The 14139-nt window shown below is 36.6% G+C and carries 11 protein-coding genes; all 11 read right to left on the bottom strand.

The window, feature by feature from the left end; all coding sequences use genetic code 11:
- Positions 1 to 114: 114 nt before the first annotated feature.
- The 11 genes from nifJ to AC4BB7_RS13130 all read right to left on the bottom strand — a co-directional run bounded on the left by nifJ (position 115) and on the right by AC4BB7_RS13130 (position 14003).
- Positions 115 to 3789, bottom strand: a complete 3675-nt coding sequence (gene nifJ, locus AC4BB7_RS13080) for a pyruvate:ferredoxin (flavodoxin) oxidoreductase (RefSeq protein WP_490483331.1) — start codon at positions 3787 to 3789, stop codon at positions 115 to 117.
- Positions 3790 to 3985: 196 nt separating this feature from the next.
- On the bottom strand, positions 3986 to 5005 hold the full coding sequence (locus AC4BB7_RS13085; RefSeq protein ID WP_490483332.1) for a DUF3114 domain-containing protein: 1020 nt from the start codon (positions 5003 to 5005) through the stop codon (positions 3986 to 3988).
- Positions 5006 to 5135: 130 nt separating this feature from the next.
- Positions 5136 to 5444: an antibiotic biosynthesis monooxygenase family protein gene (locus AC4BB7_RS13090; RefSeq protein WP_490483333.1), complete on the bottom strand. Its 309-nt coding sequence runs from the start codon at positions 5442 to 5444 to the stop codon at positions 5136 to 5138.
- Positions 5445 to 5660: 216 nt separating this feature from the next.
- A complete protein-coding gene (gene glnA, locus AC4BB7_RS13095; protein WP_086313920.1) occupies positions 5661 to 7001 on the bottom strand; it encodes a type I glutamate--ammonia ligase in 1341 nt (446 codons plus the stop codon).
- 44 nt (positions 7002 to 7045) lie between these two features.
- The gene (locus tag AC4BB7_RS13100) at positions 7046 to 7429 is read right to left on the bottom strand and encodes a MerR family transcriptional regulator (protein WP_010764139.1); all 384 of its coding nucleotides are present in this window, start codon (positions 7427 to 7429) and stop codon (positions 7046 to 7048) included.
- A gap of 361 nt (positions 7430 to 7790) precedes the next feature.
- Positions 7791 to 8414 carry an alpha/beta fold hydrolase gene (locus tag AC4BB7_RS13105; RefSeq protein WP_490483334.1) on the bottom strand — a complete coding sequence of 208 codons (624 nt, stop codon included), beginning with the start codon at positions 8412 to 8414 and terminating at the stop codon, positions 7791 to 7793.
- A 73-nt stretch (positions 8415 to 8487) separates the two neighbouring features.
- Positions 8488 to 9810, bottom strand: coding sequence for a DUF6056 family protein (locus AC4BB7_RS13110; RefSeq protein WP_490483335.1), 1323 nt, complete (start codon positions 9808 to 9810; stop codon positions 8488 to 8490).
- Between the two features lie 173 nt (positions 9811 to 9983).
- The gene (gene hflX, locus AC4BB7_RS13115; RefSeq protein ID WP_490483336.1) at positions 9984 to 11225 is read right to left on the bottom strand and encodes a GTPase HflX; all 1242 of its coding nucleotides are present in this window, start codon (positions 11223 to 11225) and stop codon (positions 9984 to 9986) included.
- A gap of 3 nt (positions 11226 to 11228) precedes the next feature.
- Positions 11229 to 12149: a tRNA (adenosine(37)-N6)-dimethylallyltransferase MiaA gene (miaA, locus tag AC4BB7_RS13120; protein WP_490483337.1), complete on the bottom strand. Its 921-nt coding sequence runs from the start codon at positions 12147 to 12149 to the stop codon at positions 11229 to 11231.
- Positions 12150 to 12154: 5 nt separating this feature from the next.
- On the bottom strand, positions 12155 to 12895 hold the full coding sequence (locus AC4BB7_RS13125; protein ID WP_490483338.1) for a glycerophosphodiester phosphodiesterase: 741 nt from the start codon (positions 12893 to 12895) through the stop codon (positions 12155 to 12157).
- A 133-nt stretch (positions 12896 to 13028) separates the two neighbouring features.
- Complete coding sequence (locus AC4BB7_RS13130) at positions 13029 to 14003, bottom strand: NAD-dependent epimerase/dehydratase family protein (RefSeq protein ID WP_086313926.1); 975 nt, start codon at positions 14001 to 14003, stop codon at positions 13029 to 13031.
- Between the last annotated feature and the right edge of the window lie 136 nt (positions 14004 to 14139).

Consider the following 14139-nt stretch of genomic DNA (forward strand, 5'->3'; position numbering starts at 1 on the left):
AATCTTTTACTTGGTTACAGGATGAGTACGAACGATAGAAAAATTTAAATAAAAAATGAAAGAAGTAGATTTAAGTATCTCACTTCTTTCATTCCAAATCAAACGGACTTTTTATTATTCTGTTTTTCCGCGTTTTGCTGCACGTTCAGCTCGTCTCGCTGCTCTTCTTGCATCAGCTTCTGGATCCGTCACTCGCTCTTTTTTCACGCGTGGGGCTTTTTCAACAACTACTTCATCTGTTGTTTTTTCTAGTTTTGCACGAATTTTTTCTTCTTGACCAGCCATGCGGGCATAATTGTAAAAGCGATTTTTCGCATCTTCAACAGTTTTTTCAAAAAGCTTACCTGCAAATTCAGGTTGTGTAGATTCTAATGAAGAAAAACGAACTTGTTTACGCATAAATGCTTGCATTTCTTCAAAATTCGGTTTTTTATAATCTAAAGTCATTGGATTTTTTCCTGACTCTCTTGACTCTGGATTGTAGCGATATAATGACCAATAACCAGAATTAACAGCTTCTTTTGCTTCTTCTAAAGTTTTACTCATACCACCCGCTAATCCATGGGTAATACATGGGGTATAAGCAATAATAATCGATGGTCCAGGGAAACGCTCTGCTTCTTCAAAGGCTTTGATCGTCTGCATTTGATTAGCACCTGACGCAATTTGAGCAACATAAACATTGCCATAGGTCATTGCCATCATGCCTAAATCTTTTTTAGAGACATATTTTCCGCTTGCAGAAAATTTTGCGATGGCAGACGCAGGTGTTGCTTTTGATGTTTGTCCGCCTGTATTAGAATATACTTCATTATCTAAAACCAGCATATTGACATCTGCACCGCTAGCAAGAACATGATCGATACCTCCATAACCGATATCGTAAGCCCAACCATCTCCACCAATCATCCATTGACTATTTTTCACAAACAAATCATGGTCTTCATAAATTGCCTCTAGTAAAGGTTTACCATTTTTTTCATCAAGCAAGGCTGCTTTTAGTTTTGCCGCTCGTTGTTGTGTCCCTTCACCAGTATGCATATGGTCGATCCAGTCTTCCATCAATAGTGTTAATTCAGGAGAAGCTACATGCATTGCGTCACTCATTTTCATCGCTAAATGTTCACGACGAGTTTGACTAGCTAACAGCATGCCATAACCAAATTCCGCATTATCTTCCAACAATGAATTCGACCAAGCGGGTCCTTGACCTTGCTCATTTGTGGTATAAGGAGACACTGGAGCCGCTCCGCCCCAAATGGAAGAACAACCAGTAGCATTTGCAATCATCATCCGATCACCGAACATTTGGGTCAATAATTTCACATAAGGAGTCTCTCCACAACCAGAACAAGCTCCTGAAAACTCTAATAGCGGCTTATTAAATTGCGTGCCTAAAACTGTGTTAGGTTTGGCAGGATTTTCTTTTTGTTTCAACGTCATAGAGAATGCCCAGTTCATTGCTTGTTCTTTTTGTTCTTCGTATGGTTTCATAACCAGAGCTTTCCCCTTAGCAGGACAAGCATCCACACAAAGTCCGCAACCAGTGCAATCTTCTATAGAAACTTGAATGCGGTATTTTAATCCATCCGCTCCACGCATTTCTCTGACAATGTATCCTTCAGGTGCTTCTTCCATTTCCTCATCATCTGCTAAAAACGGACGAATTGCCGCATGTGGACAAACAAAAGCACATTCATTACACATCGTACAACGATCGCTATTCCATTCTGGGACTTCAACAGCAATGCCACGTTTTTCCACAGCAGTTGTGCCAAGCGGCATTCGCCCGTCTGTCATATCATTTTTGATGAAAGCACTAACGGCAAGCTCATTTCCTTCTTGGCGATTGATTGGTTCTACAATTTCATGCACGTAATCAGTGATGTTTGCCTTACGAGCTTTCGGTTTTATTTCAACCGTTTTCCAAGCAGCCGGAACTTCGACCTTGTGTAAAAGCTCAACCGTACGTTCGATTGCTTGAACATTTTTCTCTACTACAGACATCGATTTGCGCGCGTAGCTTTTGAAGGCTTCTTCTTTTAAAATCGGTAACACTTCATCAAACGGCATGATATCCGCTAATTTGAAGAAGGCTGTCTCCATCGCAGTATTGATCCGTCCACCTAAACCAACTTCGCTGGCTAGCTTAACCGCATTGATTGTATAAAAATCAATGTCATTTTCAGCTAGATAACGTTTTAATTTATTTGGTAAAAAGCGCTCTAATTGCTCATCATTCCAAACTGTATTCAGTAAAAATGTGCCGCCTTTTTTCAACCCTTTCACTAAGTCATACGTATTTAAATACGCTGCAGTATGACACGCAACAAAATCCGCATGCTCAATCAAATAAGTTGAACGAATCGGCGTCTCACCAAAACGTAAATGAGAAACTGTCAGTCCACCAGATTTTTTCGAATCATAATAGAAGAATCCCTGAGCATATTTATCCGTATGATCTCCAATGATTTTAATTGCCGATTTATTCGCACCAACTGTTCCATCTGAGCCAAAACCCCAGAATTTTGCCTGATACGTTTTTGGATTAGTTAGATCCAGTGCTTCCCCACAATCAAGTGAAGTATAGGTCACATCGTCTACAATTCCAATTGTAAAACGAGATTTTACTGTTTTTTTGTCTTTTAATAATTCGTCATAAATCGCGATAATTTGATTTGGTAAAACATCTTTTGATCCCAATCCATAACGTCCACCGATGATCATTGGACGCAGATCTGATTCATACATCGCACTTTGTACATCTAAAAGTAAAGGCTCACCGCCTGCCCCTGGTTCTTTTGTCCGATCCATTACGCCGATTGCTTTAACTGTTTTAGGCATTTTTTCTAAGAAGTTTTCAACAGGAAATGGACGATACAAATGAATATTCAAAAACCCAACTTTTCTGCCCTGTTTCGTTAAATAATCGATTGTTTGTTCGATTGTTTGAGCAGCTGATCCCATAGAAACAATCACTTCTTCTGCATCTGCTGCTCCATAGTACGTAACTAAATCATAGTCCGTTCCTCTTAACTCATTGATTTCATCCATATATTTCTTCACAACAAGTGGAATCTGTTCATAATAACTATTGATCGTTTCCCGTTGTTGAAAATGGATATCAGGATTTTGGTTTGTTCCACTTACGGAAGGATGATTTGGGTTCATACTTCTGCTGCGGAAATTAGCTAATTTTTCTTGATCCAATAATGGTGCTAATTCGTCATATTCTAATACTTCGATTTTTTGAATTTCATGACTTGTCCGAAATCCATCAAAAAAATTGATAAATGGAACACTGGATTCAATTGATGATAAGTGAGCAACCGCAGATAAATCCATCACTTCTTGCACACTGCTTTCACATAGCATGGCAAACCCAGTCTGACGAGCAGCCATAACATCTCCATGATCACCAAAAATGTTCAACGCATTCGTGGTTAACGCCCGACTCGCAACGTGGAAAACGGATGGAAGCAGTTCTCCTGCGATCTTATACATATTTGGAATCATTAATAGTAAGCCTTGTGATGCAGTATATGTAGTTGTTAACGCACCTGTTTTCAGTGAACCATGCACCACACCTGCGGCACCTGCTTCTGATTGCATTTCAACGATTTTAACAGGTTGTCCAAAGATATTTTGTTTGCCTTCGGCTGACCATTGATCGACAAGTTCAGCCATCGTCGAACTTGGTGTAATTGGATAAATAGCCGCTAATTCGGTAAATGCATATGAAATGTATGCGGCTGCTGTATTTCCATCCATCGTCTTCATTTTTCGCATAATAATATTCATCATCCTTCTATCTAAAAGTAGAATAGTTGCACGCATATTCTTCTTTATTATAACGGAAGCTATCCAATTTTGAAACAGTTTGTGAAAACATTTCACAAACTTAACGATTATTTACCTTTCTTACTTCAAAATAAGTAGTTTTTTTGTGAAAAAAAAGTCAGGATCAAGCTAATCCTAACTTTAGTCATTGTTTATTCAACTTTGAGTTGCTTCTTTTTCTTTTATACCTTATCCCTTTTTCTCCTAGGCGTCTAACGAGTTGATAAAATAAATTATCTGTAGGAGATAGCCACTTCTGCTTAAGATGATTTCGTTTATTTGTATCAAAATATCTAGGTGGAGTGCCATCCAATGTATCGTGCGTATGTTCGGGATCAAATTTTGGTTGCTCCCCATAGTTAAATGATTCACCATTCACGATTGCACTGTCTAAAAGACCGCCTGTTTTCACTCGTTCGCTCCATTGACTTAAAAGCTGACCGTGTTCATCTAAAATAAATTCACTATGATAATCCGCAGACAAAATCTTTCGATAGAAACCACGTTTTCTGATTTTCTTTACTAACCCTTTATTTTTAAGAGTCCTAGTTCCTTTTTTTAAATCCTCTGTTGATATATCTGTGTCTAAATGAGCACGATTATGATATTGAGGATCTGCATAAAACCAATCATTGCCAAGAATCATTTTTATTGCGGCTTCATCATTTTCTAGTCCATATTTTTTTTTGTAGTTTTCCACATAGTTTATATTACATCTATCCAATTGATTTCTAAATTGGTGGATTCTGGTTTCATCTGCGTATTTTTTCTTGAGGGCTACTTTTGTTAATTTTTTATCTGCTTGCGCTATTATCAAACCAGTTGGATATGCTCGCTGCACGGCTTTTGCATAGCTATAAAAAAATAGATCACCCGGCGGCATTTGGGGGCAAAATCGATATTCAGTTGTTGCTAGCCGTAAATCTCCCCTCTCATCCAGATAACCACCTAAATGGTCAATGACCAGTAACACTTTTTCTTTATCTGAGAGTTGACTATTGTTAAACATTTCTGTATAGATCTTAGAACCAACAAAAAATGGCGATTGATCACTAATTTCTTTTATATTATTTATGTAGACAGTTAGAGCAGCCTTATCCCACCCTTGTTGCTGAAGTTTTTCTATTCTTTCGAGGATCGTCGAAGAAAAATCTACCTCTGTCATATCATTTCCCCTTAGTCTTTGTTTGACTTCTACTATACCTGCTTTTTTGTTAAATTTACACAAATTTGAACGGCAAAAAAGAAAAAATCCAAAACAAATAAAAATTGCCTTGGACCTGAAACTGTATATTTTAAGCAGAAACTTCATAACTTTTTCTAATTTTCTCTATAACGATGGACGGTTTAGTCTCTTTATTCTTGTGGGCATCACGATGCTCTTGTAAATGTTCTGGTCGTTTCAGCCAGTTTTGAAAGTCTTTTTTACTCTGCCATTTAGAAACCAGCATAAACTCACAGGTATTTTTATCCTCTGAAAACCAACATTCACTTGATAGGCACCCAGAAAATCCTAACATTGAAGCAACATCTTTACTTGTTTTTGCTTCAAATATTTCTTTGCCTTCTTTTTTTATAACAAAAGTAACAGTCTGAACAATCATACAGCTCTCTCCTTTCCATTTTTAATTGATAATGATTCTCAATCAATTATAGCATACTTCATTTTTCTTAACGAGCTGTTGCGATAATAAATAGGGCTGGGACATAACTCTTCGAGTTATATCTCAGCCCCTTAATATCCGAATAAACGATGGTGAAAAAGTATTTCCTTCTTATTTCTCGGAGCTAGGCGCTTTTGTCCCAACCTCACATAGTGATTAATATAATTCTAAATATTGCTCTCTTTCCCATTCAGAAACCGTTTGGCGGAAAGCAGCCCATTCCATACGTTTCGCTTCAACAAAATTTGCATAGATATGACTACCTAGTGCATCGATCATTACGTCATCTTTACGTAATTCTTTAATCGCGTTATGGATCGTTGAAGGTAAATCATGGATTTGCGCTTCTTTTCGTTCTTCTTCATTCATCACATAAATGTTACGGTCAACAGCTTCTGGTGGAACGATCTCATTTTTGATTCCATCTAGTCCAGCTTGTAAAAGGACAGCCATTGTTAAATACGGATTAGCTGAAGGATCAACTGAGCGTAATTCTAAACGAGTCGATAAACCACGTGATTCAGGAACTCGTACTAGCGGTGAACGATTACGACCACTCCATGCAACATAAACTGGTGCTTCATATCCTGGTACTAAACGTTTATACGAATTAACCGTTGGATTACAAACAGCCGTATACGCACGCGCATGTTTTAGTAAACCACCAAGGAAATGATACGCTGTTTGACTTAATTGCATTGGACCATTTTCATCGTAAAAAACATTCTCATCGCCTTTAAATAGCGACATATTACAATGCATCCCTGAACCACTGATTCCATATAATGGTTTTGGCATAAATGTCGCATGCAACCCATGTTTTCTTGCAATTGTTTTAACAACTAACTTAAATGTTTGGATATTATCACATGCTTCAATGACGTCTGCATATTTAAAATCAATCTCATGTTGTCCTGGTGCTACTTCATGATGAGAAGCTTCAACTTCAAACCCAAGACTTTCTAGCTCCAGAACAATATCTCTACGACAGTTCTCACCAAGATCTGTCGGCGCAAAATCAAAGTAGCCCCCTCTATCATTTAGATCTGTCGTAATTTTACCATCTTCATCCAATTTGAATAGGAAAAACTCTGGTTCAGGCCCAAGATTGAAAGAAGTAAACCCTAATGCTTCCATATCTGCCAATGCACGCTTTAAATTACCACGAGGATCTCCTGCAAAAGGAGTTCCATCTGGATTGTAAATATCGCAAATCAGACGAGCAACTTTCCCGTGCGTACTTTCCCAAGGAAAAATCATCCACGTTGATACATCCGGATATAAGTACATATCGCTCTCTTCGATTCTCACAAAACCTTCAATAGAAGAACCATCAAACATCATTTTATTACTCAATACTTTGTCTAATTGGCTCACTGGAACTTCCACATTTTTGATTGTTCCCATAATGTCTGTAAACATTAATCGTAAAAATCGAACATTTTCTTCATCTGCTATTCGTTTGATATCTTCTACTGTGTTTTGTTTTTTCGTCATTGTCTTCCTTCACGTCCTTCATTTTTTTGTGTAAAGCTCAACTGTTACAATTTTGGTCCTCTGGATTGGAATGGATTTTGTTGAGTAAGTCCACCTTGAGAAATAAGTTCGTCATATAAAATTTTCCGAACGTCTTCATCAGTCAGCGGTTTATTTGACTCTTGTGCATGCATTTGTTCTTCCAGTTTCATTTCATAGACGCGCTTGATTCCTGCCATATTTAGACCATCTGACAAATAATCCTTGATTTCAAGTAATACATCAATGTCATTCAGTGAATACATACGGCGGTTTCCTTCGCTTCTTTCAGGATGAATCAAATCTTGCTCTTCATAATAACGGATTTGACGTGCTGATAGATCAGTCAGCTTCATAACTGTACCAATTGGAAAAACCGACATTGATCTTCTCAGTTCCTTCTCTCTCATATCCACCCCCCTCTCTTATTTAAAAGCGCAGCAAACTGTTCAGCACTGACAAAAAAATAGGTCGATATGGATGCAGTATTTCTTTACCACAGACATATTTTATCTTTTTTCTTAGGAACTAGCCTGCATAGCTGATAGATTAGATATAGAATATCAATACTTTTTTCTATTGTCAATCATTTATGTTAGGTTTTCTGACATAACTTTAAATATTCAAGAAAAAAAACAAATACATCAGGTGGTTTTCCTCAAAAAAGATAAAAAACAGTGCCTTTTGGAATCTAACTCAATTAGGTCAGACTTCAAAAGCACTGTATTTATCTTGATGCTTATTCAAACCTATCGCAAAGGATAGTCTTACTTATCTCGATTTATAAAACACTTCTAACTCTTGTCCCAAGTCTTCTGGTCTCGCTACGTTCACTTCATGACTTGAAGCTTGCACAATACGCAACTTGGCTCTCTCTATCTTTTCAGCCAAGCGCTCTGCCGCTTTTTTATTAGCACGATCTTTTCCCCCGATAAGAACCAAAGTATCGCAAGAAATATCTTTCAATTTACTACTAAAATCCAAATCGCTCATAGAGCCTGTTAACTGTATTAATTCTTGCTTTTGCATACCCATTTTTTTGAAAGTAGAATTAGGCATAACTTGGAAAATCATATTTTGGAATTTAAGTAGTCTCTTTGGCATTTTATATTGAGCTCCAATTAATACAAGTGAATCAACTTTTTCAGGATAATCAATTGCATAGTTCAACGCAAGAATTCCTCCCAATGAGAGTCCACATAAATTTAACGGCTCTGGAATAGCCTCGCAATACGTTGAAAAAACTTCATACAAACTAGCATATGTACATTCTTTATTTTCAAGAAGTGCAAATAAGTCTGGACATCTTATCTCCTCTGGTTCGCTCATAAATGAAATTGTCTGCTCCCAGCTGGATGATCGTTGCCCTAAACCATGAATAAAAACATACTCCATCAATATCCCCCTCTAGTTCTATTCCTTCCTCTTGCAATACAACTGAACATTCTCATAGCAACATCTACACTTTTCAAGATATACATAGAACACAAAGGAAGTTTATCACAGGTACAAAGCAAGCATAAAATAGTAATCGTCTATTCTCATCTTGAGTTCTATGTACTAGAACTTGTTGATAGAGTATAAATGAAATCATTAGTAAAAAAATCGATGAACATAAAAATACTCTTGCACCAGAAGCGTACATCGTCGGAGAAAAACACATCAATAATGAAGAAAATAAGGCCGCACTATAGCTCAAACCAATAAAAATTTTCTGTTTAGCAACTGATATAGAAAACGAGATAACTAAACCAAAGAAAACAGCCCACAATAAATAAGGTAACAAGGGAGTAAGTAGCCCTCCATTTAACAGATTTCCTGATTTTAGAGATTGGGTCCAATTCCCTTCGTTAATCTTCTGAAAATCAGTGAGCTTTTTAGGAAAATTATACATCAGTAAAGCCAAAAATACTGTATACCCCACTGTCACCTTAGCTAAAAGTTTCGAAGAATCAATGACAAAAGAAATCACTAGAATAACGAGAAATAGCAATAATAATTTTGTCTGCCACCCCTCAAATAACCATGAACTGCCTCTCAATACTCTGGAAAATGGTGACAGCTCATTGAAATCCGGCATCCACATATCAATTTCCTGCTTCATCCTAAGCTTATTTCCCGGAGCTAAAATCATAAAGGTAAGTCCAAACATAAAGAATGCAGTTGGAATATAAAGAAAATAATTTTCTTTTCGCTTGTGAACCAACATTGCTCCATGATAAACCAAAACAACACCAATAACACAAGCAATCAACTGCTCATTTGAAAATGAAAAAATAAATGCAGGCAACACATATAGCCAAACGGACGTTTTTTTATTTCTAAAAAAATTATCTGCATAAGGAATCATTGAAAACAGACCTAATGCTAAAGGCCATAAATAGTTAATAGATCCAGTAATCCAAAAAATCGAGTCTTTCATGACCCAGATATTGATCAAACCAAGGGATAAAAATGCGACTAGAAAATTTTTGCGACTAACGGTTCCTACGATTAGTCGAACCAATGAATAACTATATAACAACCAGGCACTGGCGCTAATTACATGATGAACAAATAAAGGAACTAAAAAAATCAAATACAGCATCGCTTCTGGAAATAAGCGAGCAGACCAATTATCATAACGCCATTGCAAAAATCCCCAGAAAGTATGCTCTCTAGACACCTTCATAAACCAACCATCATCAGAACCCATGTCCACGTTAAAATTCAAAAGATATAACAACGCCAATAGAAACAAACCAACATAAAATAAATAGTACCCCTTATTACTTTTAATAACCTTTTGCAAATTAAAATACCGCCTAACCTCTTTTTTTTAGTATAGCATTTCACAAGTCAAATAACTACACTGACTAAAAAAAAATAACTGAGTAAATAAACGCTATAAACGTTTTTTTACTCAGTTATATACTATACAATTACATTAATATTTCAATTACGTATAGCGAATAATTCTGTTACTTATTTTTCTAGCTCTCTCGTCCATTTAGAATTTTTTTTAGCAAATCCTTTAACACGATACACATTTTCAACTTCTTCAAAGACCTCTGATAAAAGCAATGTCTGGCGCGTTAATTCACTTAATTGTTGTCCTTTGTTTGAAGGAATATCAAACTCGTATGGAACGAGCAACTCCATCATCTTCTCTCGAACTGCTTTTGTTAGCTGCTCTTTGCCTAAAGTACTTTTTGCTGAAACCAATACATTAGGGAACAAGGTTGGAACAAAGTCAGTCTCATCAATCTGATCACTTTTATTATAAATAGTCAAAACAGGAATCTGTTCTAAATCTAAATCGTTTAGTAATTCAACAACCGTTTGTTCATGTTGTAAACGCTCATTTGCACTTGCATCCACTACATGTAATAATAAATCCATTCCTCGACTTTCTTCTAATGTTGATTGAAAAGCCTCGATCAACTGCGTTGGCAGATCTTGAATAAACCCTACAGTATCTGTCAGAGTTACGATCATTCCTTGGGGAAGCTGCCATTTCTTCGTTAAAGGATCTAATGTTGCAAATAGTTGATCTTCAGAATAAGTTCCAGCAGTTGTTAGTAAGTTTAAAATCGTTGATTTTCCTGCGTTTGTATAACCGATCAAGCCAATTTGAAAAATATCTGAAGACTGGCGTTTCTGTCTGCTTCGTTCACGATGAGCCGTTACTTCCTTTAGTTCACGCCTGATTGCAATGATCTTATTACGAATATGCCGACGATCTGACTCAAGCTTAGTTTCTCCTGGACCTCTTGTACCGATTCCTCCCCCTAAACGGGATAATTGTTTACCTTGCCCGATCAATCTTGGCAGTAAATAATTCAACTGAGCTAGTTCAACTTGTAATATCCCTTCTTTTGAACGTGCCCGCATTGCAAAAATGTCTAGAATCAATTGTACTCGGTCGATAACTTTCACACCTACAGCTTCAACAATCAACTGATTTTGTCTAGGTGTTAGTTCATGGTTAAAAATGACGATATCTGCTTCATAAGCGTCAACTAATTGAACTAATTCTTCTACTTTTCCTTTACCGATCACAGTCTGAGAATCTACACGGGGACGTTTTTGCGTTAAACAAAAGACAACCTCTCCTTGTGCTGTCTTAGTCAAATTTTTCAATTCCTTCATAGACCCTTCAAAGCGAGCATAATTTTCTTCTGTTTCTACTCCCACTAAAATGACCTTTTCTGCTATTTTGTCCATACTTTATCCTTCCGAAGAACCCAGCCAGTCCTCTATTTCCTTTTCTAAATCTGAAATAGCATCAGGCTCTTGTACTAAATCCCACCAGCTGGCGTTCATGCGATTTTTAAACCAAGTCAATTGCCTCTTCGCGTATCTTCTTGAATTTTGCTTTACTTGCTCTGTTGCTTCAACTAATGTTTCCCTACCTTCAAAGTAAGGAAAAAACTCTTTGTACCCGATTCCTTGAATGGATTGTTTTGTTTGACATCTATAAAGCTGTTCAGCCTCATTTAAAAGTCCCTGTGTCACCATTTGATCGACCCGTCTATTGATTCGTTCATAAAGCATTGAGCGCTCTGTTTCTAATCCAATTAAAAAATAATCGTATAATTTTTTTGGCGTTTCTTTAGGAGTTAAAATACTAAAACCTGTTTTATCGAACACTTCCAGCGCACGAATCACTTTTTTTTGGTTATTAAAATGGATACTTTCAGCAGCCTGCTTATCTTTTTCATGAAGTAATTCCCATAATCGTTGATTGCCGTGTTGTTCAGCAAATCTTTGATATTTTTCACGTATTTCTGGCGACTCATCCTTAGCTCCCAGTTCAAAGTCATAAAGCAAAGCTTGAATATACAACCCTGTCCCACCTACAACGATCGGTAACTTTCCTTTTGCGATAATGTTATCAATCGCTTGACGACCTTCTTTTTGAAAATCGGCTACAGAATATGTCTCAGATAATTCTCGACAATCTATCAAATGATGTTCAATACCTTCACGCTCTTCTTCCGTTACTTTTGCCGTTCCGATGTCAAGCTGTTTATAAACTTGCATTGAATCTCCACTAATGATTTCTCCATTCAATTTTTTTGCCAGTTCAATACTTAAAGAGGTTTTTCCAACAGCTGTTGGTCCTGCAATCACTAATACTTTTTTCAATCGTTTCATCCTTTATTTTGTATCAATTCGCGTATTTTTATTGCTAGTTCAGGAAAATCTGTGTGAATCCCTGCTAAATGGTGAACAAAACATAGTTTCATTTTTTCTTCGTCATTAACCGTCCAAGGTCTTATCGCTTTGGGAAAATCGACTAAATCATCTACGTGTTTGACTACCCACTCAATATTAGGATGGATTCCTTCAATAAATTCTGACTGAATTGCTCGTTGTTCCTCTCTTTTGGAGATATAAAATATAGACGCAATTTTTTGATTTTTTTCCAATTCCCAAATTTTTTCCAAACTTTTGAAATAGAAGCTTGAATACATATATTCAAAGGGCCATTGTTGTGACTGCAAAAGTTGAACGAGCATCTGTTCAATGCCTTCATAATGTATCTTATCTGTTTTGATTTCAATATTCAATAGACCACAAAAATTCTCTTTTTTTAGTAACATCAACACTTCGTTTAATGTAGGCACTTCCTGAAACATTGGGTTTTCTTTGAACCAGCTACCTGCATCCAATTGTTTTAATTCTGCTAATGTTAGCTGACCAACTTCTCCGTGTCCATTTGTTGTACGATCAATCGTTTCATCATGAATCACGATCAATTGATTATCTTTTGATAACTGAACATCCAATTCGATTCCATCAGAACCAACACGAACAGCTTCTTGAAATGCTGCTAAAGTATTTTCTGGATGGGTTCCTTTGCTCCCACGGTGGGCGATTATTTTCGTCACAGTTCTCCCTCCAATCGAAATCATTGTATCACTCATAACATCCAGTATCAAACAATTAAAAAAATTCTATCATAAAAAAACAGACGAGAATCACAGTTCCCGCCTGTTTCGCTATTCTATTTGGAAAATATACTTAGTTATCTAAACCTTCTTTATCTCTATTAGCCAGCTCGTAAGAAACGTACTTTTCAAGTCCAGATTTAATATTGTACTTGGGTTGGTATCCTACTGCTTTTACTTTAGAAATGTCGGCGAGAGAATGTTTGATGTCTCCAGAACGTTCCTCTTCATAACAAATTGGCAAATCAACTTCTAACAGATCGTTTATAGTAGAAACTAATTTATTTAAGTCAATTGCTTCACCCGTGCCAATATTATACACTTCTCCTAGTGAATCTTGCGATGTAGCAATAAGATTTAGTGCTTGAATGACATCTTCAATGAATACAAAATCTCTCGACTGGGTTCCATCACCAAACATAGTAAAAGTTGTCGCTTCTTTATTCAATAGCTTTTTATAACGATCCATCATAATAGATATAACGCCAGAATAAGGGGATTCAGGATTTTGTTTTGGCCCATAAACATTAAAGAACCGTACAGCACTTGTTGGAATATCATACAAATGATAATAATCAACCACATATTTTTCCGCTGCAAATTTATCGATTGCATACGGTGTTAATGGGCGAATAACTGATTCCTCTTGTTTAGGTAACGTTGGCTCATCTCCATATACAGCAGCAGATGAAGCAAACAACAAACGTTTTAATCCGAATTGATTGTTTCTGACTAATTCTAACAATTGAAAAACACTATCAAAATTTATTTGATGCGTCTCCAACGGACGTGCCACAGAGTCCGCCACACTTGCAATTGCAGCTAAATGGAAAATGTAATCAAACTGGGTTTGTGTTAAAACCTCTGTCATTAATTCATGATCCGTCACGCTACCTTCTATAAAGCATAGGTTGGCAGTCGTTTCTAAATTGCTCTTACTTCCCATAGATAAATCATCAATGACCGTAACTTTATGATCCTTACTATAAAAATTGGCTAAGGTAGAGCCGATAAAACCTGCACCACCAGTAATTAATATATTATTCATGTAGTAGTAACTCCTAGTTTTTAAATAGAATTTCTTAACTTCTTTAGTTTATCATGGATATTCAAAGAGGTCTACTTTAATTAAAAAACTAGCTGTCCCTGAGGACAACTAGTTTTTCACCTAATTGTTTGATCAG

It is taken from the genome of Enterococcus sp. AAFC-DPL-5182 (genome assembly GCF_058216605.1).

Bases quoted from the DNA above. Each gene is read 5' to 3' on its own strand.
- nifJ (WP_490483331.1), bottom strand. From the start codon at position 3,789: ATGCGAAAAATGAAGACGATGGATGGAAATACAGCAGCCGCATACATT.
- AC4BB7_RS13085 (WP_490483332.1), bottom strand. From the start codon at position 5,005: ATGACAGAGGTAGATTTTTCTTCGACGATCCTCGAAAGAATAGAAAAA.
- AC4BB7_RS13090 (WP_490483333.1), bottom strand. From the start codon at position 5,444: ATGATTGTTCAGACTGTTACTTTTGTTATAAAAAAAGAAGGCAAAGAA.
- glnA (WP_086313920.1), bottom strand. From the start codon at position 7,001: ATGACGAAAAAACAAAACACAGTAGAAGATATCAAACGAATAGCAGAT.
- AC4BB7_RS13100 (WP_010764139.1), bottom strand. From the start codon at position 7,429: ATGAGAGAGAAGGAACTGAGAAGATCAATGTCGGTTTTTCCAATTGGT.
- AC4BB7_RS13105 (WP_490483334.1), bottom strand. From the start codon at position 8,414: ATGGAGTATGTTTTTATTCATGGTTTAGGGCAACGATCATCCAGCTGG.
- hflX (WP_490483336.1), bottom strand. From the start codon at position 11,225: ATGGACAAAATAGCAGAAAAGGTCATTTTAGTGGGAGTAGAAACAGAA.
- AC4BB7_RS13130 (WP_086313926.1), bottom strand. From the start codon at position 14,003: ATGAATAATATATTAATTACTGGTGGTGCAGGTTTTATCGGCTCTACC.